Origin of the sequence: Rhizobium sp. SG_E_25_P2, assembly GCF_029892285.1 — a bacterium.
In the GTDB taxonomy this organism is placed as follows: Bacteria; Pseudomonadota; Alphaproteobacteria; order Rhizobiales; family Rhizobiaceae; genus Rhizobium_E.
The window spans coordinates 161,122-181,133 of the sequence record NZ_JARXVM010000011.1; the positions used below are offsets into that span (position 1 = coordinate 161,122).

Genomic DNA, 20,012 nt, shown 5'->3' on the forward strand with positions numbered 1-20,012 from the left:
TTGCAAAACGGAGCGCTGTTCCGTATATCAATCTCATAAACGGAACATGGCTCCGTTTATTGCGGAGCAACGTTCCGCTTCATGATTCCATAACGGCTCCCGCCGTCTTTGACCACCCTGAACAAGGATCCCGCCCGTGAACATGCTCATCTCCACAGCCCACGCCATTCCGGCGCCCGAAGCCGCCCCCACCATGTCGATCAGCCCGCTGCGCCTGCCGGCGCCCAATCGCGGCGCGCCGCTTGAATTGCGCATCACCGCGCCGATGACGGGCGACAATCTGCCGATCATTCTGCTGTCGCATGGTCATGGCCCGTCGCTCTATATACCCTCGAAGGATGGCTATGCGCCGCTCGTCAATTTCTATGCCGAACGCGGCTTTGCGGTGATTCAGCCCACGCATGGCAATTCCAAGGTGGCGGGTCTTGGTGCGCACGCCCCGGGCGCGCCGTTTTTCTGGCGGTCGCGGGTCGAGGATTTCACGCTCATTCTGGATGAGTTGGATGTGATCGAAGCCATGGCGCCGGCGCTCGCGGGCCGGCTGGATCGAACCAAGGTGGCCGCCGTCGGCCATTCGCTCGGCGGGCAAACCGTCGGGCTGCTGCTTGGCGCCGGACTGACCGACACGGCGGAGGAGACGCCTGTCACCATCCGCATGCTGGAGCCGCGCGTGAAAGTCGGCGTGCTGCTGGCTGCGCCCGGCAATGGCGGCGACAGTCTCAGCGACTATGCCCGCACCCATTACACCAGCCTCAATCCGGATTACTCCACGCTGACCACCCGAACCCTTGTGGTGATCGGCGATGAGGATGGCAGCCCCCACCTCACCCATCGCGGCCCGTCCTGGCATGCCGACGCCTTTCACGGCGCAGCCGGCGCCGAAGCGCTGCTGACGCTGCATGGCGGCAAGCATGGATTGGGCGGCATTGCCGGTTATGACGCCAAGGAGACTGACGACGAGGACCCGGACCGTCTCGCGGCGACCCAGCGGCTCACCTGGGCCTATCTCCGCTCAGCCCTCTATGACGCCGATCCCGCCTGGACGGAAGCCCGCGCAGCGCTGGCATCGTCGGCGGCGACGCTCGGCCATGTCGATCTGAAATAACGGCCGAGATGGTTGGGGCGTCGCGTCTCACGACGCCCCTCAAATTCTCACTCGCTCCCAGACATCAGTGAAAAGGCGGCGCCCTGCGGATCGAGCGCCGGGCAGATCCAGCCGCCGCCCGGCACCTGATGCGGCTCCATCAGCACCTGCCCGCCAAGTTCCGCGACCTTGGCGGCGGCGGCGCGGACGGAGGGAACTGTAATGTAGAAGCTCCAGCAGGACATCGGCATCTCCGGCCGCTTGTTCATCATGCCGCCGATCGGCCGGCCATCCTGCGTGAAGGTCTGGTAGACGCCGTATTCAGGGCCCATGTCCACAGCCATATCCTTTGTCCACCCGAAATGGCGGGCGTAGAAGTCGAAGGCGGAGCCTGCGTCCTGGGCATGCAATTCGTTCCAGCCAAAGGTTCCGGGCGAGCCCGGAGCCGGGCCGTCCGGCATCGATCCATCCGGCGTATCGGGTGAAAACACACAGATCACCGCGCCTTGCGGATCCGCCACGACAGCGAAGCGGCCAATGCCAGGGATATCTTCCGCCGGACGGTGGATCGCGCCGCCCGCATCCTTGAATGTCTCCGCCATAGCGTCGACGTCGTCGGCGTGGATATAGCCGGTCCAGTTGGCGGGAACGCCGCGCGCCATGACCTCTTCCGTCAGCGGCATCACGCCGGCAACGCCCATATTGGGGCCGGGCGGCCCGACGATCGTATAGTCCATGCCCGGCATGCCCGCATCGCGCGGCTGCCAGCCCACCACCTCGCCATAGAATTTGGCGGCGGCGGCAGTGTCCGTGGTCATCAATTCGTACCAGATGAATTGTCCTTGCATGTCCGTCTCCCTCGGGCGTCGCATGTCTCAAAAAAGAGACGTCTGAATTCAGCTATGGCAGCAGCTCGCTTTCGGCGCGTCTTCATATTCGTCGTGGCGGCGAATGAAGCTCAGCGTCGAAGTCTCGTTCCGGCCGAGCGGCGCGTGATCAAGGAACATCATCGTTCCCAGCGTCTCCTCCCCGCCCCGGGCATATTGCGAATAGGTGTGATAGATCGTCCCGTCTTCACCCCTGAAAAAGCTCGAAAGACCCGGAAGCTCGTCATTGGCGCGATCCGAGGGGATAGAGGTGAAATTGTAGAACACCTCCCCCGCCGCCAACTGCTCGGGCGTGAAGGAGACGTGGAAATCGTAATTGAAATCGCTGCCGAAGGATGAGACCCAGGGGAATGTCCAGCCCATGCGCTTCTTATAGGCGAGCAGTTTCGGCAGCGGCGCGCGCGACACGGTGACCAGACTGACGTCGTGATGATTGAGATGCACGAGCGCGCCGTCCATATGGTCGGCGCCGAAGGAGCAACCGGGGCACCCCGCCTCCCAATCCGGCCCGAACATGAAATGCACGATGATCAGCTGGCTGCGACCGGCAAACAGATCGGCGAGGCGCGCCGGTCCAGTTTCGGTCTCAAAGACATAGTCCTTGTCGACCTTCACCCAGGGCAGAGCCAGCCGGTCCCGGTTGACGGCGTCGCGCTGACGGGTCAGCGCCTTCTCCTTGACCAACAGCGCCTTGCGCGCCTCGAGCCACTCTTCACGCGATATGACAGCATGCTCCATCAGGCTTCCTCCTCGCCGCTGGACTTGACATTTACGTTGATATCAACATATATGAGCCATGTCAATTCAACGCGCCGTTCCCTTCCAGACCACGATTTTCGTCAAGGATCACTGCATCTGCCTGCATGCCCAGCGCGCGGCCCGCGCGCTCGCCCGGCGCTTCGACAAGGCGATGAAACCCTTCGGCCTCACCAATGGCCAATTTTCACTGCTGATGTCGCTTAACCGGCCCGAACCGCCGCCTCTGTCAGCGGTGGCGGACCTTCTCGCCATGGATCGGACGACGCTCACCGCCGCGTTGAAACCGCTGGAACGAGACGGCCTGTTGAAAGTTATCCCGAGCGAAAAGGATCGCCGCGCCCGGCTACTGCTGCTGACGGACGCCGGCCTCGACGTGCTGGCCCGCGCTTTGCCGGTCTGGAGGTCAGAGCACGAGGCGCTGGATACAGAAATGCCGCAGGGCGATATGGATCGCCTGCGGCAGGATTTGCGTCGGATCAGTTGACCCTGATCAGGCCAGCGTGACCTGAACTTCGGTGGAGGTGCGCATCGCATGGCTGTAGGGGCAGACGATATGCGCCTTGGCGACGAGGTCTTCCGCAATTGCGGGATCGACGTCGGGGACATCGACCGACAGCGACACTTCAATGCCAAAGCCCGTGCCGTCTTCACGCGGGCCGATGCCGACGGTGGCCGTCACATGCGTCTCGGGCGAGAGCTTCACCTTGGCCTGGCCGGCGACATATTTCAGCGCGCCGAGAAAGCAGGCGGAATAGCCGGCTGCGAACAGCTGCTCGGGATTGGTGCCGGGGGCGCCGTCGCCGCCGAGCTCCTTCGGGGAAGTGAGGTTGACGGAGAGGTTGCCGTCATCCGTCTTGGAGGAACCGACGCGGCCGCCGGTGGAGGTTGCGCGGGTGGTGTAGAGAATGGGCATTTCTGTCTCCCTGTTTGGATCTGACATGAGTTATATAGGGCACAATTATGTTGTGCGCAATATTATTTTACAAAATTCATTTCGACGTGTATGGATGGGCTCAGGAGACGACCATGACCCAAGATCCCTTGAGCCTCGACAACCAGCTTTGCTTCGCCATCTATTCGGCCAGCCACGCCTTCACCAAGGCTTACAGGCCGCTGCTCACCGAGCTCGGCCTCACCTATCCGCAATATCTGGTCATGCTGGTTCTATGGGAAAAACGCGCCGCGAGTGTGACAGAGATCGGCGCTGCGCTGGGGCTCGACACCGGCACGCTGTCGCCGCTGCTGAAACGACTGGAAAAGACCGGTTATATCAGGCGCGAACGCAGCCGGGAGGACGAGCGTCAGGTGATGATCGCGCTGACGACACCGGGCGTGACGCTGAAATCACGAGCCCAGGAGGTGCTGAAGACCATAGGCCAGGCGATCGGTTGCGATCTTGAGCAGATGCGGGTGCTGATGGACGGATTGCGCCGTGTAAGGCGCAATCTCGAAGAGGCCTGATCAGAGAACCACGATCTCGGCGCCGCGACCGACGCGACGATAGAGGTCGACGACATCCTGATTGAACATGCGGATGCAGCCGGACGAGGCCTGTTTGCCGACCGATTTCCAGTCCGGCGTGCCATGGACGCGGAATAGCGTATCCTTGCCATCGGCGAAGATATAGAGCGCGCGGGCGCCGAGCGGATTGTTGGTGCCGCCGACCAGGCCGCCATAGGAAGCGGAAAACATCTTCATCTGCGGCTTGTCGGCGACATAGTCGTCCGACGGCGTCCAGCGCGGCCATTCGCGCTTGAACTGGATCACGCCGCGACCCTTCCAGGCATAGCCCTGCCGGCCGATGCCGACGCCGTAGCGGATGGCGCGGCCATTGCCGAGCACGAAATAGAGATGGCGCGAACGGGTGTCGACCACCAGCGTGCCGGGCTTTTCCGACGTCTTATAGGCCACTTCCTTGCGCAGGAATTCCGGATCGACATTCTCGACCGGCACCGCCGCAACCCGGCGACCGCCCTCCTCGAATTCCGCATAGGCGGCGACGCGCAGCTTGGGCTGGGCATACATCAGCGACGGATGCTGCATCATCGCGCCTGTCGTGGCGGCGGACGCGATCGGATAGCCAGCGGTGTCCTGATAGATCACCGTTGGCTTGATCTCGTTGACGTCGGAGGTGAACACCGTCTTCTTCTTGACCACCACCGGGCGCGCCCAGACCGGATAGGTCTGCGCCACGAAGCGATCGGCGTCGGTGGAGCCGGTATCATAGAAGTTTAAATCTTCGGCGGAACTGATGCAGCCGGCCAAGGGCGCAGATAGAAGCGTAAGAGCCAGGACTGTCTTGAGCGTGCGCGTCTTCATATCAGGACTCCGCGAGAAGGTTTTCCGCCTTCCGCCATCGCACAGCCAACTGGCGCGGAGCTTATGCTGACGAACGAACAAACCGCCGGTCCGGGATGAACCACATCGCCGTCACGCCGGCATAGACGGCGAGGCCGAGCGCAGGCGACAGAAAGGACAGGCCAAACCCCGCGGCATAGCCGAGCATCGAGCCGACGCCTTTGATATCGCGGCCCACCGCTCGGGCGAAATCGCTCCCAGGGCCGTGAAGCGCGCGGAAGGCGCGGACAAGCAGGCTATAGGCGGCGGAGCAGAGAAAGAGATCGGCGCCATAGAGGGCGACGCCGAAAGTGGCGAAGGCGCCCTCGCCCATCACGGTGGTGGCGAAAGGCATGAGCGACAGCCAGAACAGCAGATGCAGATTAAGCCAGAGAATGCGCCCATCCACCAGGGTCACCCGCGAGAGCATGTGGTGGTGATTGCTCCAGTAGATGCCGACATTCACAAAGCTCAACACATAGGAGAGGAATACCGGCCAGAGCTCGAGGATCGCGCGCCAGTCCTCGTCTTCAGGCGGACGCAACTCTAGCACCATGATGGTGATGATGATGGCGATGACGCCGTCCGAAAACGCCTCGATCCGCCCTTTGCCCATGTTGCAAGCCTCCGGCCCCGGCCAGATCTGTTGCGGCCGGCGAGGGATGACATGCGCCGCCCGCCGGTCGCTCGTCTTGGCGATTTCCTGAGGATTTGGCGTTTTCCGCTGTGGCCGCGCTGCCTATTCCGCCGCTTTCACTTCGGATTAGGCAATCTCCGCCATTCTGGCGCGCGACGAACGGAGGCGAGCCGATGACTACGGGAACGGCATGGACGAGGCGGACATTGCTGACGGGGTCAGCGGCGGCGCTAGCCGTTGCCGCTTCGCCACGGCGTGTCTTCGCCCAGGACGCCTCCGGCTTTCGCGGCGCGCTGAATTCGGAAGAATTCGGCGTGCGCCCCGGCGCGGTCGATCCTGCGAGCCGCGCCTTCCAGGCCATGCTCGACGCCGCCGCCAAACGCGACGCGCCGCTGTTCCTGCCGCCCGGCCGTTATGAGATTTCCGACATCACCCTGCCCGAGACCGTGCGGCTGAGCGGCGTGCCCGGCGCCACGCAACTCGTCTATACTGGTTTAGGCCGTTTCATGCAGGCAGAGGGATCGAAGCGTATCACGCTTTCTGGCTTAACGATCGACGGCGCCAATCGCTGGCTGGGCGACGACCAGACGGCGCTCGTAACGTTACGCAATTGCCCCGAGGTCGATATTTCAGGCGTTGAACTGCGCGGCAGCCCCAAATTCGGCCTGTGGGTCGAACGCTCGGGAGGACGGATCGCCGACAACGCCCTGTCGGGCGCAGGCGAAAGCGGCCTCTATGCGGTGGAATCGACGGGGCTGCAGATCACCGGCAACCATGTCTTCGACTGCGGCAATGGCGGCATTCTCGTGCATCGCTGGAGCAAGGGCGCCGACAACACCATCGTCACCGGCAACCGCGTCGAGCGCATCGCCGCCAAATCCGGCGGCACTGGCGAGAATGGCAATGGCGTCAATGTCTTCCGCGCCGATGGCGTGATGGTCTCCAACAATCACGTCTCCAATTGCGCCTTCTCCGCCATCCGCTCGAACGCCGGCTCGAATGTACAGATCCTCGGCAACCAGTGCCTGGCGTCGGGGGAAATGGCCATCTATTCCGAATTTGGATTCGAAGGCGCAATCATCGCCATGAACCAGATCGATGGCGCGGCCAACGGCATCGCGGTGGTCAATTTCAACGAAGGCGGACGATTGGGCGTGGTCAGCGGCAATATCGTCCGCAATCTCAGACCCGAAGGGCCTTACGTGCAGGACGGTCAGTATTTCGGCATCGGCATATCAGCCGAAGCCGAAACCACCGTAACCGGCAATGTCATCGAGAATGCGCCGCTCTGGGGCCTGCAGATTGGCTGGGGGCCCTATCTGCGCAATGTCTCAGTCACCGGCAACATCATCCGCAGGGCCGGCGTCGGCTGCGCCGTCAGCGTGGTCGAAGGCGCAGGTTCGGCGCTGATCCAGTCCAATCAGTTTTTCGAGACGAAGGGCGCGGCCATCGCCGGTTTCCGCTGGGCGGAAAAAGTGACGGACGATCTTGTCCAGGGCTCGGGGGAGAGCTTCCCCCATTTGAGTCTCCTGGGCAACCAGGCCGCATAGGCCTCACGCCCCTCGTCTCGCAGCCCCTTCCTGGAGCCCCGGATCCAGTCCGGGATTGGCTCTCAGGCGCGGCGGCCGATCGTGTTGTAGATTTGGCGTCCAACCAGCCAGGCGACGGGTATCGCCAGCACTGCCCCGGCAAGCGCCGCGCCGCCGATTTGCCAGCCCTCGCTCATGCGAACCGACAGCAATGCGGTGACGGCCGTTCCCATCATGACGGTGGCGACCAGAACATAAATCATGGCGACAAGGCGAAACATGGCTCTCTCCTCTTGTAGGATGATGGCTTTGTTCGTGTTTAGCGACGGCTTGGCAGGCGGCGCGTGAAGCGGCCATGCAGATTGCGGATCCGCGCCTGATGCCGGGGATCCAGCCCCGCTGTCGCCTCCGACCGGCCGGTGGCGAGTTCAATCGCCGCAGCAATTCCGATCAGACCGAGCAGGATGACGAATGGCATGAAAAGTTCGACAACGTTGCGCATGACGCGCCTCCTTCATCAGCAATGATGAAAGGCTACACCCGCCGGCAGCCACCGCCTTGACCTCGCTCAACCGACTTTTCTGACAGGTGAGAAGAGCAGATCAGCCAAGTGGTTGGCGCGGCTCGCATCCCACTTTCACAAATTGACGGATGTCATGCGGAGAAGCGAAGAATTGTCGACAAAATCTCAACGACCTTGAAAGCCGTCGCCTGCGTGACCACTCTCTGGGACACATGCGATCATCACGAGGAGACGATCATGAAGACTTGGAAGGGCGTCATTTTCGGAGCGCTGATGGCGGCGACGGGCGCTTCGGCGGCATTTTCGGCCGACCGGGTCGGCGAGGTCGGGGTGGACTGGACGGGCAACGACATCGTCGTCGACGCGGTGCAGGACCCGAAGGTTCAGGGGATAACCTGCCATGTCGCCTATTTCGATCGCGGTGTGATCGATCGCCTCCGCAAAGGCAACTGGTTCGAGGATCCCTCCAACAGTTCCATCGCCTGCCGCCAGACTGGGCCGATCACCGTAGGCGACATCGATCTCGATGAGGATGGCGAGGAAGTCTTCCGATCGGGCCTGTCGCTGGTGTGGAAATCGCTGGTGGTCAATCGCATCTACGACAAGAAGAACGATACGCTGATCTATCTGATCCATTCGCGCGAAGTGGTGGAAGGCTCGGCCAAGATGGCCATCTCCACGGTGCCGCTTTTCAATCAGCAGGTCACCTGGACTGAAGGCAAGCCGCAATAGGCTGCATAAACGGCTAAGGCGCGGGAACCCGCCAACTTGGCTCCCGCGCTGAATGGTTTTTCAGTTCGTGCTCGGCTCAGGCGGCCTGCTTGAGCTCGTCGGCGATCACCGTGTCGAGGTTGAGGAAGCAGACCATCGACTTTTCGAGCGCCACGATGCCGCGGCAGAAGGCGCGCTGGGCTTCCGGAATGATTTCCGGGGCCGGCTGCAGGTCGTCATTCTTGATGGTCATCATGTCGGAGACCTGCTCGACCAGCAGGCCGACCAGCTTGCCGCCGATATCCGTGACGATGATCGCCGAACGCTCGGAAGGCTCGGTCATCTTCATGCCGAGACGGCAGGCCATGTCGATGACCGGGATCACCGCGCCGCGCAGGTTGATCAGGCCCAGCACATAAGCCGGCGTATGCGGCATCGGCGTCACCGGCGCCCAGCCGCGGATTTCGCGGATGGCCATGATGTCGATACAGAATTCCTGATCGCCCAGGTGAAACGACACGATTTCGAGGTGCGATCCGGACTGCTTGATCGTCATGCTCATGTTAGAACTCTTCCCAGTTGTTGGCGTTGGAGCTGGAGCCCGCCGAAGCGGTGGTTTTCGAGCCGAAAGCTCCTGCGAGCTTGTCGACCAGATTCTTGGCCGGCGACGGACGCGGGCGCGAGGCTTCGCTGGCCGGCTTTGCCGGGGCGAACAGTGTTTTGGCGCGTACCGGCGGCGAGGACGGCTGCGACGGCTGGCGCGGCTGCGGCGCGGCGTGATCGGAGCCGCCCGAGGAGAAGGCGGCCGAGCGGCCGGCCGTGGCCGAAATCTGGAACTGCTTCATCAGCGATGTCAGACCGCCCGCATCCTGCGCCAGCGTATGGCTGGCGGCATTGGTTTCTTCGACCATCGCGGCGTTCTGCTGGGTCATCTGGTCCATCTGATTGATGGCCGAATTGATCTGCTGGATGCCGACCGACTGTTCCTGCGCGGTGGTGGAGATTTCTCGCACGATCTCGTTGATGCGCGACACTTCGGACGCGATGTCGACCAGCGCGTCTCGGGTCGCCGTGACCAGTTCGACGCCGGTCTTCACTTCGCCGCTGGAGCGAGCCACCAGGGTCTTAATGTCCTTGGCGGCGCCGGCGGCGCGTCCGGCGAGTTCACGCACTTCCTGGGCCACGACGGCGAAACCCTTGCCGGCTTCGCCGGCGCGCGCCGCCTCGACCCCGGCGTTCAGCGCCAGCAGGTTTGTCTGGAAGGCGATTTCATCGATGACGTTGATGATCTTGCCGATTTCATTTGAGGCCGTCTCAATGCGCTCCATGGCGTTCATGGCTTCCGAGACGACGCTGCTCGACTGCTGCGCATTGGCCTTGGTGCCGTCCACCATCCGCGTCGCCTCTCCGGCGCGCTCGGAGGATTTCTTGACGGTCGCGGTGATTTCCTCGAGCGCCGCGGAGGTCTGCTCGAGAGACGCGGCCTGCTGTTCGGTGCGACGGGCCAGATCATCTGCGGCGCCGCGCATTTGCGAGGCGTTCGCCTCGATCGAGGCGGAATTGTTCTTCACCTCGGCGATGACGGATTGCAGCTTGTCCATGGCGCGATTGAAGTCCTCGCGCACCCGTTCGAGATCTTCACGGAAAGGCTTGTCGATCTGGATGGTCAAGTCGCCATCGGCCAGACGGGCCAGCGCATTGGCGAGGCTGTCAACGGCGAAGCGAACCTGCTGCTCCTCCTCACGGCGGGCGGCGTCGCGGGCAGAGCGTTCGCGATCATTGCGATCACGTTCCTGATTGGCGTTCTGCGCGAAAGAGCGCTTGTCGAGGCCGGCGTGGCGAAGGCTCTCGGCGGCGCGGGCCATGTCGCCAAATTCGTCGCCGCGATCGCTGCCCTCGATCTTCGTGTCGAGATCATCGTTGCGCATGCGCTCCAAACCGTCGCGGATAGCGTAGACGCCGCGGCGGATGGCGGCCGAATGGATCGGAAACAGCACCGACATGACGGCGATGCCGACCAGGCCGAGCAGAATCTGCATATAGAGGGCGTTTTCGGTCACGCTCTTGGCGTCGTTGACCGTGCCATCGGCCTTGGCCTTGCCCTCACGCGCCAGTTCCGCGAAAAGATTGCTCAGGCGTTCGCCGGCGCCGTCGATCGTGTCGTCGATCTTGGCGAATTCCGCATCTGCGGCGCCCTGTTCGATCAGATTCGGCAATTCGGTCAGAACCGAGGCCCTGACGGCGTCGATATCGGCGGAATAGGTCTGCGCGAGTTCCGGCTTGCCAATCGTCGCGGCAAGCCCACCCACCAGGCCCTCGGCCTGTTTCATGCGATCGAGCGCCTCCGACATCAGCGTGATGCGCTCAGCCGCGACCTTCTTCTCCGCCTTGTCGACAATCGAGTCCATGGCGGCGAGAACCATGCTGAGATTGTCGATGCGCAGTTCCTGGACCGCAGCGACGTCGTTGCGCAAGGCCTGTCCCTGTTCGAGGGTTTGGATGGCGCCGCGATTCTGCAGCCATCCGACGCCGACCATGGCGCCAAAGCCCAAAATTGCCGCTGCTCCGATCGACAGCAGGCGCTGATTGACTGAGAGGGATCTTTTCTGTTCCATTGGCCCCGCCGACTACGACACAAATATTTAGCGCAGCCTAATTCATCAATGGCTGCGAAGTGGTTAACGTTTGCTGTAGCCCCAATTCGTCTTTCCTGCCGCAGTTTAATATTGCGGGGTTAATCGACTGTTAAACAGTTGCTGACGCAACCTAGGCGAAAGGCGGCGAGTTCTGCAATTTCGCAAATATTCGCGGCTTCCAATTGTCGCCTTGCGGCGGACGCCGATTTTTGATCAATGCCTGTCGGATGAGGTTGCCAGCGTCGCTGCGGGCCAGGAAGGATTGATTCCATGAAGACCGTTCGCATCATACTCTTCATTCTTGCCGCCATGATGGCCGGTCTATTCTTCTGGCTGTGGCAGACGGCGAAGCAACAGGAAACCGCGTTGAGCAACGAGCCGTTCGGCGCGCCTTTCGCGCTGACTCGCCAGGACGGGCAGCCGATCACCGAACAGGCCTTCCGGGGCAAGCCGACCGCCCTGTTCTTCGGCTTCACCCATTGCCCGGAAATCTGCCCGACCACCGTCTATGAACTGTCCGGATGGCTGAAGACGGTCGATCCCGACAAGTCGAAGACGCAGGCCTATTTCGTATCGATCGATCCGGCCCGCGACACGCCGGAACTGCTTGGAACCTATCTGTCCAATGTCACCGACCGCATCACCGGCATCTCCGGCGATCCCGCCAAGGTCGAGGCCATGGCGCGAAGCTTCAAGGTGTTCTTCAAGAAAGTGCCGTCGGATCCGGCAAAACCCGATGAAGACTACACGATGGACCACACGGCGTCGGTCTTCCTGCTTGACAGGCAGGGCCGCTTCGCAGGAACCATCGCCTATGGCGAAAATCCCGATGTCGCCGTCCAAAAACTCAAGAATCTGATTGCGAGAAACTGACCGTGAGCGAAATCCGCCTCTATGTGACCACGACGGAAGCCGTGGCCGAAGCCGTACTCAACGCTTTGTCCGACCTGTTCGGCGAGGAGGACTACGCCATCGCCACCCAGGAAGTGGACGAAGTCAAGGAAATCTGGGAGGCCTCGATCTATATGACGGCCGATCAGGAGGCCGACATCGCCATCGTCTTCGCCGAACTGGTGAGCCAGGCTTTTCCGGATCTCACGGTGGAGCGCGAAGTGCTGCCCGACATCGACTGGATCACCAAGTCGCTCGAAGGATTGAAGCCCGTCCGCGCCGGCCGTTTCCTCGTCCATGGCAGCCATGACAAGGACAAGGTCAAGGCAAACGACATCGGACTGCTGATCGACGCCGGCCAGGCCTTTGGCACCGGCCATCACGGCACCACCGCCGGCTGCCTCAGCGCCATCGACCGGGTGCTGAAATCGCGCCAGATCACCAATGCGCTCGATCTCGGCACCGGCTCCGGCGTACTCGCCATCGCCGTGCGCAAGATGGCGCGCATTCCGGTGGTCGCCACCGACATCGATCCGGTCGCCATCCGCGTGGCGCGCGACAATGTCCGGCTCAACGGCATTTCCGAAGGCGTGCATCTCGCCACCGCGCCCGGCTTCCACCACCCTGTTTTCAGCGATCATGGCCCATTCGACCTGATCATCGCCAATATCCTCGCCCGGCCGCTGATGAAGCTTGCCCCGGAACTTGTCCAGAACCTTTCCGATCGCGGCACGGTGATCCTGTCGGGCATCCTCGCCGCGCAGCGCTGGAAAGTCATCGCCGCCTATAACGGCGCCGGCCTCAAGCATATGAAGACGACCTGGATGAATGGTTGGGTGACGATCGAACTGAGGCGCTGACAGCGCCTCCCCTCTTCGATCAGAGGCAAAGCTGAAAAACGCGCATAAAAAAAGGCGGCGCCGGGAGGAGGATGGCGCCGCCTTCGATCAGCAAGGCTGACCAGTCTTTCGGAAGCTGGGAGGAGGAGTGCCTCCGAAAGACAATATCATGTTCAGAACGAACGGCTTGGGAGGAGGAGGAGGCCGCCCGTCCGGAGGAACATGAAACTTTTGGCCGTTGGGCCGAAAACTTTTCTTGTCTCGCCGATCCGTTTCCGTCTCAGCGATGATCTAAAGATAATTCACTCGAATTGATTTTGTAAGCCCCCAGCCTACATGGGAGCCATGCATTTTTTGCATAAGCGAAGACATTTATCGGCTATTTAGCCGGAAAAGCGTGCAGATTCAGCGTGCGCTTGCCCGCATATTGTGCTTTTGCACTGCAACGATTATATCACCTCGCAACAAGGCGAAACGACGCCGGGGAGGATAAAGTGCTGATTATCTCGACGATCGCCGCCATGCAGGATCATCTGCGGAAACAGCGCCGCGCCGGAAAATCAATCGGCCTCGTTCCCACCATGGGCTATCTGCATAAGGGACATATGGAGTTGGTGCGCCGCGCCCGCAGCGACAACGACATCGTCGTCGTGTCGATCTTCGTCAACCCACTGCAATTCTCCGTCAATGAAGATCTCGACAAATATCCGCGCGCGTTGGAGCGCGACAGCGCCATGCTGCGCGAAGGCGGCGTCGACATTCTGTTCGCACCCGGCGTCAACGACATGTATCCCCGCATTATGGAGACGGTCGTCGACGTGCCCAGTCTCGGCTCGCGCCTCGAAGGCGAAGTGCGCCCCGGTCATTTCGCCGGCGTCGCCACGGTCGTCACCAAATTGTTCAACATCGCCGGCCCGGATCGCGCCTATTTCGGTGAGAAGGATTATCAGCAACTGCAAATCATCAGGCGCATGGCCGAAGATCTGGCTCAGCCAGTCGAGGTGATCGGGGTTGCGACGGTGCGCGAAGACGACGGCTTGGCGTGTTCTTCGCGCAATGTCTATCTGACCGATGCTGAACGCCGCGCCGCCGCGATCGTGCCGCGCGCGCTTGATGAAGCGCAACGCCTCATCAATGCCGGCGAGCGTGATCCCCGTGAAGTCGAGCGCGCGGTGACAGACTTCATTCGCAGCGAGCCGCTCGCCACTCCCGAAGTGGTGGCCGTGCGCCATGCCGAAACGCTCGAGCAGCTCGAGCGCATCGGCACAGGCCCCGCGCTCATCCTGCTCTTCATCCGCTTCGGAACAACCCGATTGCTGGATAACCGCGTGCTGATCCCCCTAGGGGCCATGGCGCGCTTCGCCTGAACGGAGACCGCCCATGAGCGTCCAGCCACAACAGAAACGCCGCGCCGCCGCCTCGATCCAGGCCTTGAAGGGCGACCGCCCCGTCGTCTGTCTTACGGCCTACACAGCGCCGATCGCAAAACTCCTTGATCCGCATTGCGACCTTCTGCTGGTGGGCGACAGCCTGGGCATGGTGATCTACGGCATGGAATCGACCGTTTCGGTGACCGTGGAAATGATGATCGCTCATGGCCAGGCGGTGATGCGCGGCTCGAAGGACGCCTGCGTGGTGATCGACTTGCCGTTCGGCTCCTATCAGGAGAGCAAGGAACAGGCCTTCCGCACCGCCGCCCGGATCATGAAGGAAACCAGCGCCTCCGCCGTCAAGCTTGAGGGCGGCGAGGAGATGGCGGAAACCGTGGCCTTCCTGGCGAGCCGCGGCATTCCGGTGATGGGCCATATCGGCCTGATGCCGCAACTCGTCAACGCCACCGGCGGCTATCGCTCGCTTGGCCGGTCCGACGCGGAAGCGGAAAAGATCCGCCGCGACGCTCGCGCCATCGACGACGCCGGCGCCTTCTCCATCGTGATCGAGGGCACGATCGAGCCTGTGGCGCGTGAAATCTCCGAAGGACTGAAATCCGTGACCATCGGCATTGGGGCCTCCGCCGCCTGCGACGGTCAGGTGCTGGTGTCAGACGATATGCTGGGCGTGTTCACCGAGTTCAAGCCGCGTTTTGTCAAGCACTTCGCCAATCTCGCGCCGGAAATCTCCGCCGCCGCTGCAGCTTACGCCGAACAGGTCAAGTCGCGCAGCTTCCCCAGCGAGGAACACACGTTCCAGATCAAGCGTCAGAAGCTCTGACCCGAGGCGCGGGCTCACCCTGGCTGGACGCCCGGCGCAGGGGCAAGACCGCGCCGGGCGATCGGCGCTTTGGGGTAAAGCGCCGAAAGGTGATGCGCCATGACGCGCAAAAAAACACGTCATCTCCTCCGAACCACCGGAGTGCGAGCCGAATACGCGGAACAGCCGGGCGCTTGCTGTGGATGAAAGCGAATCTCCGGCCGCGCAACTGAAAAAATTTGGCTCACTTCTCCCCCAAGAACATGGCATAGTTTTTTTCCGATCGACCGGCACATGATGCCGCGTTGTGCACAGGGGAAGGAAAAGCGTGAGTCCGCAAGCAGCCAGCGCCATCAGCTGTGACGTGTCCCGGTTCCGGGAAGACATCGCCATCATCATGGCCTCGGCTGAGATGCCCCGCGCCGTGCGCGGCTTCGCAAAAAGCTACGTCGCCCATTTCGAACATCGTCCGCTGCTCAATCTGGTCACCAGCGATCGTGGCCGGGTGATGATGGCCTGGATGGCGCTGTATTTCGACGCGCTGTACGACCCCGCCATTCCCGGCTCCGGCCTGACCGTCAATCGCTTCAAGGCGGCCTGCGCTGATACCGGCCTTTGCAGCCAAGGCCGCGCCTCCGCCATGCTCGGCGTCATGCGCTTCGCCAAGCATATCGAGCCGGTCACAGAGACTCGCCGCGGCCATTCGCTCAGGCTAAGCCCCACTGAAAAGCTCAAAACGGCGTTCCGCGAGCGCATTGCCAATGCGCTCAAGGCAATGTGCCTGGTCATGCCGGAAGGGCGTCTCGGACTAGACAATCTCGGCGATCCTGTGTTCGAACGCGCCTTCATCATCGGCGCCTGCGAGGCCTTTCTCGCCCGCGAACGGCCAATGACCTTTTGTCCGCTGGCCAAGCTTTTCGCCGAGAAAAAGGCGGGCTTCCTCATTCTGTTCAGCCTGATCCTATCGACCGAAGGCGACAGCCTGCCGGTGGACCAGCCGATGACGGCCTCCATCGCCGCATTGTCCAAGGCCTTCGCCGTGTCGCGCCCGCAGATCAAGCTCCTGTTTCGCGCCGTGGTCGAAAAAGGCGCGCTCCAGCCTGTCAGCAACGACGCCGGCAACCACTTCTATCTCTCCGAAGCGATGCGCGACGACTGCATGCGGCTGATGGCGGGATTTTGGGTGCTGGCCGCCTGCGGCGTGCGCGCCGGCCTCGCCGCGCTGGACGCGGTCCACGAACCGAGACCTCATCACGCAGCTTTATGAACCGATCAACAAGTCGAGATTGTCTTGCTCGCCCAAACGGCTAAAAGGCGTCAGCCTCTCGACGGAAATCCAGATGAATCGCGATGAAATCCTTTCCGGCATGCGCGCGACGCTGCCGTCGCTGATAAGCGCCCTGCCCTTCGGCGTGCTGCTCGGCGCCGTGTCGACCAATATGGGCCTGTCGATTGGCGAAATCCTGCTGATGAACATGACCATCTATGCCGGCGCGAGCCAGCTGGTTGGCATCGAACTGTTCCGCCACAATGTCGCGCCCTGGCTGGTGGTCGCCTCGATCTTCGCGGTGAATTTTCGCCACATCCTCTATTCCGCCGCGCTCGCCAATCACATCGAGCACTTCTCGCTCGGCAAGAAGCTCGTCGCCTTCTTCCTGATGGTCGATCCGCAATTCGCCGAAAGCCTGAAGCGGGCCGAAAGCGGAACAAAGCTGACCTTCACCTGGTATCTCTCCTTCGGGCTGACCTTCTACATCACCTGGCAGATCACCGCCGTGCTCGGCGCGATCTTCGGCTCGCTGGTTGGCGATCCTCGCGCGCTCGGCCTCGACGTGCTGTTGACCGTCTATTTCCTCGGCCTGACGCTTGGTTTCCGCAAGAAGGACAACTGGCTGCCGACGGTGCTGGCGAGCGGTCTCGCCGCCATCCTCGCCAAGCATCTCGTCGGATCGCCCTGGCATATCAGCATCGGCGCGCTGTTCGGCATTCTCGTCGCCACGCTTTTGCCGGTTCGGGACAGAAAGGCCTGAGATGGATACCACCTTCGCGCTCACCATCCTCGCCGCCGCCGTCGCCACCTATCTCACCCGCGCCGGCGGCTATGTGCTGATCCGCTCGATCAAGACGATCTCGCCGCGCATGGAAGCGGCGCTGAACGCCGTGCCGGCGGCCGTTCTCGCCGCCCTCGTCGCTCCCGCCTTCGTCTATGACGGCCTCGACGTGACGCTGACGATGATCGTCGCCGCGCTCATCGGACTGCGCGCGCCGTCGCTGGTCATGCTCGTGCTGGCCTGGATCTTCGTGGTGGCCTATCGGCATCTGGTGGGGTGAGGATCACCTATTCCCCGGCCTTGACCTTCTTGAAGCGATGCTCGAATTCCTGGCGCAGCGCGCGGCGGTCGAGCGCCGCCTTTTCACGCCGTTTCTTGACCTCGCTGTCCACGGCGAGCTTCGGCACCGACGTCGGCTTGCCCGCCGCATCGACCGCGACCATGGTGAAATAACAGGAATTGGTATGACGGCGTTCGCCGCTGCGGAGATCCTCGGCCTCGACGCGGATGCCGATTTCCATCGAGGTGCGGCCAGCGTAATTCACTGCGGCGCGGAAGGTGACGAGTTCGCCGACATGGATCGGCTGGCGAAACATCACCTGATCCACCGACAGCGTCACCGCATATTGCTGGGAAAAGCGCGAGGCGCAGGAATAGGCGACCCGGTCGAGCAGGTTGAGCAGTGCGCCGCCATGCACCTTGCCGGAAAAATTCGCCATGTCGGGCGTCATCAGCACCACCATTTCCAACTGACTCGGATCATGCGCGCGGTCCATGATTCACCCTTTCGCAACTGCAGCATTTAGAATGGGTTTAATCGGAGAATGTGCGGTTGGGAAGGCTGGATTTCGTGGTGGCGGCTTCACGAGTCTGGCGGGCGTGGACCGCCCCTCATCCCCCTGCCGGGACCTTCTCCCCGCATTGCGGGGCGAAGGCGGATGTGGCGCGGGCGGCGCAACATCGCCCTTCTCCCCGTTTTACGGGGAGAAGGTGGCGGCAGCCGGATGAGGGGCGGAGCACGCCCAGTCGCCTCACCCCAAAGGCGCCGTCGCCCGCTTCAGCCATGTCCTGGCCGCATCGTTTTCGATCAGCGGCATCAGTTTCTCGCGCGTTTCGGCGTGATAGGCGTCGAGCCACAAGAGTTCCTCGCGCGTCAGCATATGCGAGAGGATCAGGCGACGGTCGATCGGGCAGAAGGTCAGGGTCTCGAAGCCCAGCATCGGCCGGTCGCCGCCCTCGATCATTTCGGGCTCGGTGACATAGATGAGGTTTTCGATGCGGATGCCATAGGCGCCGGGGCGGTAGAAGCCGGGCTCGTTGGACAGGATCATGCCAGGCAGCAATTCCTGCATGGCGGCGCGGGAGATGCGTTGCGGCCCCTCATGCACCGAGAGATAGGAGCCGACGCCATGGCCGGTGCCGTGGCCGTAATCGGCGCCCGCCTTCCACAGAGCGATGCGCGCGAGCGGATCGAGATCGACGCCGCGGGTTCCCTTGGGAAAGCGCGCCGTGGAAATGGCGATCATGCCCTTCAGCACCAGGGTGAAGAAACGCCTCTGCTCTTCAGGGACCACGCCGATGGCGATGGTGCGGGTGATGTCGGTGGTGCCGTTGACATATTGGCCGCCGGAATCGAGCAGGAACATTTCGCCCGAACGGAATTTGCGGTTGGTCGGCTCGGTGACGCGGTAATGGATGATCGCGGCGTTTTCGCCCGCGCCTGAAATCGTGTCGAAGGAAATGTCCTTGAGCGGATTCTGCATGCGCTCGCCGACCCGGATGCGCGAGGCCTCCAGCGCCTTGACCGCCGTGATCTCGTCGAGGTTTTCAGGCGCCTGCGCGTCGAGCCAGGCGAGAAATTCCACCATGGCCGCGCCATCCTGCAGATGCGCCTTCAGCGAGCCGGCCAGCTCCGTGTCGTTCTTGCGGGCGCGCGGCAGTTTCGCGGGATCCTCCGCCGCCATCACCACGCCGCCCGAAGCCTCGATCAGCAGATGCAGCGCATAGGGGGCGAGATCGGGATCGAGCATCACGGGACCGGCGGAGGCCGCCGACGTCAGACTCGCGGCGAAGGCTGCAGGCTCCTTCTGCTCGGCCATCTGGGCGAGATAGGCGCGGGCTTCGATGCCGGTCTTTAGGGCGTCGAGAAAAATCTGGGCCTCGCCCGATGCGTGGATGATGGCGCGCGCCAGAGGATGCGGCGTATGCGGCACGTCCTGCCCACGGATATTGAAGGCCCAGGCCACCGAAGAGGGATCAGTCAGCACGACCGCGTTTGCGCCTTTTTCCGCGACGAGCGCGGCGATGCGGGCGATCTTGTCGACCGCCAGTTCGCCCGCGTGATCGCGCTGCTGGATCGTGACCGCGCCGAGCGGCTCGACGGGACGGTCGCTCCAGATCGCATCGAGCGGATTGATCGCCAGCATCACCAATTCGCCGCCGCGCGCGTCAAGCGTCTTTGCGAGCTTGTCGATCTCCGCCTTCGTATGCAGCCAGGGATCGACGCCGAGGCGCAGCCTGTTGGGACCGTTCTTCTCCAGCCATTTGTGCGGCGGTTCGCCGACCAGATCGCCGCCGGTGAACACCGCCCCGTCAACCTGCTCTTTGAGCTGGGTGGTGTAGCGCCCGTCGACAAAGACCACGGCTTCGTGCTTCAGGATGAGCGCGACGCCGGCCGAGCCGGTAAAGCCTGTCAGCCAGGACAGGCGTTCGGCGCATGCCGGCACATATTCGCCCTGATATTCATCGGCGCGCGGTGCGAGAAAGCCGTCCACACCCATCTCCGCAAGCTTCGCCCTCAGCCGCGCGACGCGGTCTGCGCCAAATTGCGGATCGGCAGTGGTGTCAAACGTCTGGAACATGGCGCACTCCGGCGGCTCGGGAATTCGATAGCCCCTGTTTAGCGCCGAGTCGGGTTCATGGGAACATGGCGCGGGCG

General features: G+C 62.4%; 23 protein-coding genes. 12 read left to right on the top strand and 11 right to left on the bottom strand.

The window, feature by feature from the left end; genetic code table 11:
- The first annotated feature begins 142 nt into the window (after window positions 1-142).
- The gene (locus M2360_RS16435; RefSeq protein ID WP_280776384.1) at window positions 143-1,105 is read left to right on the top strand and encodes a dienelactone hydrolase; all 963 of its coding nucleotides are present in this window, start codon (window positions 143-145) and stop codon (window positions 1,103-1,105) included.
- A 47-nt stretch (window positions 1,106-1,152) separates the two neighbouring features.
- Here M2360_RS16435 and M2360_RS16440 read toward each other — a convergent pair whose 3' ends face one another.
- Together M2360_RS16440 and M2360_RS16445 are read right to left on the bottom strand one after the other, a co-directional pair.
- Window positions 1,153-1,932 carry a VOC family protein gene (locus M2360_RS16440; RefSeq protein ID WP_280776341.1) on the bottom strand — a complete coding sequence of 260 codons (780 nt, stop codon included), beginning with the start codon at window positions 1,930-1,932 and terminating at the stop codon, window positions 1,153-1,155.
- 48 nt (window positions 1,933-1,980) lie between these two features.
- The gene (locus M2360_RS16445; RefSeq protein ID WP_280776342.1) at window positions 1,981-2,709 is read right to left on the bottom strand and encodes a thioredoxin family protein; all 729 of its coding nucleotides are present in this window, start codon (window positions 2,707-2,709) and stop codon (window positions 1,981-1,983) included.
- 58 nt (window positions 2,710-2,767) lie between these two features.
- On the opposite strand from M2360_RS16445, the gene M2360_RS16450 reads away from it, so the two are divergent.
- Complete coding sequence (locus M2360_RS16450; protein ID WP_280776343.1) at window positions 2,768-3,214, top strand: MarR family transcriptional regulator; 447 nt, start codon at window positions 2,768-2,770, stop codon at window positions 3,212-3,214.
- 6 nt (window positions 3,215-3,220) lie between these two features.
- Here the strand turns inward: M2360_RS16450 and M2360_RS16455 are convergent, their stop codons facing one another.
- Window positions 3,221-3,643 (bottom strand): organic hydroperoxide resistance protein, encoded by a 423-nt coding sequence (locus M2360_RS16455; protein ID WP_280776344.1) that lies wholly within the window; start codon window positions 3,641-3,643, stop codon window positions 3,221-3,223.
- 113 nt (window positions 3,644-3,756) lie between these two features.
- Here M2360_RS16455 and M2360_RS16460 point away from each other — a divergent pair, with 113 nt between their 5' ends.
- Window positions 3,757-4,191: a MarR family transcriptional regulator gene (locus M2360_RS16460; RefSeq protein WP_280776345.1), complete on the top strand. Its 435-nt coding sequence runs from the start codon at window positions 3,757-3,759 to the stop codon at window positions 4,189-4,191.
- Here the strand turns inward: M2360_RS16460 and M2360_RS16465 are convergent, their stop codons facing one another.
- The gene (locus M2360_RS16465) at window positions 4,192-5,049 is read right to left on the bottom strand and encodes a L,D-transpeptidase (protein ID WP_280776346.1); all 858 of its coding nucleotides are present in this window, start codon (window positions 5,047-5,049) and stop codon (window positions 4,192-4,194) included. It lies immediately after the preceding gene.
- Between the two features lie 61 nt (window positions 5,050-5,110).
- The gene (locus M2360_RS16470; protein WP_280776347.1) at window positions 5,111-5,683 is read right to left on the bottom strand and encodes a TMEM175 family protein; all 573 of its coding nucleotides are present in this window, start codon (window positions 5,681-5,683) and stop codon (window positions 5,111-5,113) included.
- A gap of 194 nt (window positions 5,684-5,877) precedes the next feature.
- Between M2360_RS16470 and M2360_RS16475 the strand changes: the two genes are divergently transcribed.
- Window positions 5,878-7,254 (top strand): TIGR03808 family TAT-translocated repetitive protein, encoded by a 1,377-nt coding sequence (locus M2360_RS16475; RefSeq protein ID WP_280776348.1) that lies wholly within the window; start codon window positions 5,878-5,880, stop codon window positions 7,252-7,254.
- 62 nt (window positions 7,255-7,316) lie between these two features.
- On the opposite strand, the gene M2360_RS16480 is transcribed toward M2360_RS16475, so the two are convergent.
- On the bottom strand, window positions 7,317-7,514 hold the full coding sequence (locus M2360_RS16480; RefSeq protein WP_280776349.1) for a hypothetical protein: 198 nt from the start codon (window positions 7,512-7,514) through the stop codon (window positions 7,317-7,319).
- 38 nt (window positions 7,515-7,552) lie between these two features.
- Window positions 7,553-7,735: a hypothetical protein gene (locus M2360_RS16485; RefSeq protein WP_280776350.1), complete on the bottom strand. Its 183-nt coding sequence runs from the start codon at window positions 7,733-7,735 to the stop codon at window positions 7,553-7,555.
- 294 nt (window positions 7,736-8,029) lie between these two features.
- Between M2360_RS16485 and M2360_RS16490 the strand changes: the two genes are divergently transcribed.
- Complete coding sequence (locus M2360_RS16490) at window positions 8,030-8,488, top strand: CreA family protein (RefSeq protein ID WP_280776385.1); 459 nt, start codon at window positions 8,030-8,032, stop codon at window positions 8,486-8,488.
- A 76-nt stretch (window positions 8,489-8,564) separates the two neighbouring features.
- Here M2360_RS16490 and M2360_RS16495 read toward each other — a convergent pair whose 3' ends face one another.
- The gene (locus M2360_RS16495; protein WP_137157961.1) at window positions 8,565-9,029 is read right to left on the bottom strand and encodes a chemotaxis protein CheW; all 465 of its coding nucleotides are present in this window, start codon (window positions 9,027-9,029) and stop codon (window positions 8,565-8,567) included.
- A 1-nt stretch (window position 9,030) separates the two neighbouring features.
- A complete protein-coding gene (locus tag M2360_RS16500) occupies window positions 9,031-11,082 on the bottom strand; it encodes a methyl-accepting chemotaxis protein (RefSeq protein WP_280776351.1) in 2,052 nt (683 codons plus the stop codon).
- Between the two features lie 291 nt (window positions 11,083-11,373).
- On the opposite strand from M2360_RS16500, the gene M2360_RS16505 reads away from it, so the two are divergent.
- From M2360_RS16505 to M2360_RS16535, 7 genes are all read left to right on the top strand, one after another.
- Entirely contained in the window at window positions 11,374-11,976 is a 603-nt protein-coding gene (locus tag M2360_RS16505) for an SCO family protein (protein WP_280776352.1), read from the top strand.
- A 2-nt stretch (window positions 11,977-11,978) separates the two neighbouring features.
- Window positions 11,979-12,854 carry a 50S ribosomal protein L11 methyltransferase gene (locus M2360_RS16510; protein WP_280776353.1) on the top strand — a complete coding sequence of 292 codons (876 nt, stop codon included), beginning with the start codon at window positions 11,979-11,981 and terminating at the stop codon, window positions 12,852-12,854.
- A gap of 473 nt (window positions 12,855-13,327) precedes the next feature.
- Window positions 13,328-14,200: a pantoate--beta-alanine ligase gene (panC, locus tag M2360_RS16515; RefSeq protein ID WP_280776354.1), complete on the top strand. Its 873-nt coding sequence runs from the start codon at window positions 13,328-13,330 to the stop codon at window positions 14,198-14,200.
- 13 nt (window positions 14,201-14,213) lie between these two features.
- Complete coding sequence (panB, locus tag M2360_RS16520) at window positions 14,214-15,044, top strand: 3-methyl-2-oxobutanoate hydroxymethyltransferase (protein WP_280776355.1); 831 nt, start codon at window positions 14,214-14,216, stop codon at window positions 15,042-15,044.
- Between the two features lie 307 nt (window positions 15,045-15,351).
- Entirely contained in the window at window positions 15,352-16,290 is a 939-nt protein-coding gene (locus tag M2360_RS16525) for a hypothetical protein (RefSeq protein ID WP_280776356.1), read from the top strand.
- 73 nt (window positions 16,291-16,363) lie between these two features.
- On the top strand, window positions 16,364-17,053 hold the full coding sequence (locus M2360_RS16530; RefSeq protein ID WP_280776357.1) for an AzlC family ABC transporter permease: 690 nt from the start codon (window positions 16,364-16,366) through the stop codon (window positions 17,051-17,053).
- Between the two features lies 1 nt (window position 17,054).
- Window positions 17,055-17,354: an AzlD domain-containing protein gene (locus tag M2360_RS16535; protein WP_280776358.1), complete on the top strand. Its 300-nt coding sequence runs from the start codon at window positions 17,055-17,057 to the stop codon at window positions 17,352-17,354.
- A 7-nt stretch (window positions 17,355-17,361) separates the two neighbouring features.
- On the opposite strand, the gene M2360_RS16540 is transcribed toward M2360_RS16535, so the two are convergent.
- Window positions 17,362-17,850 carry an acyl-CoA thioesterase gene (locus tag M2360_RS16540; RefSeq protein ID WP_280776359.1) on the bottom strand — a complete coding sequence of 163 codons (489 nt, stop codon included), beginning with the start codon at window positions 17,848-17,850 and terminating at the stop codon, window positions 17,362-17,364.
- 255 nt (window positions 17,851-18,105) lie between these two features.
- Window positions 18,106-19,935, bottom strand: a complete 1,830-nt coding sequence (locus tag M2360_RS16545; protein WP_280776360.1) for an aminopeptidase P family protein — start codon at window positions 19,933-19,935, stop codon at window positions 18,106-18,108.
- Between the last annotated feature and the right edge of the window lie 77 nt (window positions 19,936-20,012).

Coding starts and splice junctions, on each gene's coding strand:
- M2360_RS16435 (WP_280776384.1), top strand. CDS start 143: ATGCTCATCTCCACAGCCCACGCCATTCCGGCGCCCGAAGCCGCCCCC.
- M2360_RS16440 (WP_280776341.1), bottom strand. CDS start 1,932: ATGCAAGGACAATTCATCTGGTACGAATTGATGACCACGGACACTGCC.
- M2360_RS16445 (WP_280776342.1), bottom strand. CDS start 2,709: ATGGAGCATGCTGTCATATCGCGTGAAGAGTGGCTCGAGGCGCGCAAG.
- M2360_RS16450 (WP_280776343.1), top strand. CDS start 2,768: ATGTCAATTCAACGCGCCGTTCCCTTCCAGACCACGATTTTCGTCAAG.
- M2360_RS16455 (WP_280776344.1), bottom strand. CDS start 3,643: ATGCCCATTCTCTACACCACCCGCGCAACCTCCACCGGCGGCCGCGTC.
- M2360_RS16460 (WP_280776345.1), top strand. CDS start 3,757: ATGACCCAAGATCCCTTGAGCCTCGACAACCAGCTTTGCTTCGCCATC.
- M2360_RS16465 (WP_280776346.1), bottom strand. CDS start 5,049: ATGAAGACGCGCACGCTCAAGACAGTCCTGGCTCTTACGCTTCTATCT.
- M2360_RS16470 (WP_280776347.1), bottom strand. CDS start 5,683: ATGGGCAAAGGGCGGATCGAGGCGTTTTCGGACGGCGTCATCGCCATC.
- M2360_RS16475 (WP_280776348.1), top strand. CDS start 5,878: ATGACTACGGGAACGGCATGGACGAGGCGGACATTGCTGACGGGGTCA.
- M2360_RS16480 (WP_280776349.1), bottom strand. CDS start 7,514: ATGTTTCGCCTTGTCGCCATGATTTATGTTCTGGTCGCCACCGTCATG.
- M2360_RS16485 (WP_280776350.1), bottom strand. CDS start 7,735: ATGCGCAACGTTGTCGAACTTTTCATGCCATTCGTCATCCTGCTCGGT.
- M2360_RS16490 (WP_280776385.1), top strand. CDS start 8,030: ATGGCGGCGACGGGCGCTTCGGCGGCATTTTCGGCCGACCGGGTCGGC.
- M2360_RS16495 (WP_137157961.1), bottom strand. CDS start 9,029: ATGAGCATGACGATCAAGCAGTCCGGATCGCACCTCGAAATCGTGTCG.
- M2360_RS16500 (WP_280776351.1), bottom strand. CDS start 11,082: ATGGAACAGAAAAGATCCCTCTCAGTCAATCAGCGCCTGCTGTCGATC.
- M2360_RS16505 (WP_280776352.1), top strand. CDS start 11,374: ATGAAGACCGTTCGCATCATACTCTTCATTCTTGCCGCCATGATGGCC.
- panB (WP_280776355.1), top strand. CDS start 14,214: ATGAGCGTCCAGCCACAACAGAAACGCCGCGCCGCCGCCTCGATCCAG.
- M2360_RS16530 (WP_280776357.1), top strand. CDS start 16,364: ATGAATCGCGATGAAATCCTTTCCGGCATGCGCGCGACGCTGCCGTCG.
- M2360_RS16535 (WP_280776358.1), top strand. CDS start 17,055: ATGGATACCACCTTCGCGCTCACCATCCTCGCCGCCGCCGTCGCCACC.
- M2360_RS16540 (WP_280776359.1), bottom strand. CDS start 17,850: ATGGACCGCGCGCATGATCCGAGTCAGTTGGAAATGGTGGTGCTGATG.
- M2360_RS16545 (WP_280776360.1), bottom strand. CDS start 19,935: ATGTTCCAGACGTTTGACACCACTGCCGATCCGCAATTTGGCGCAGAC.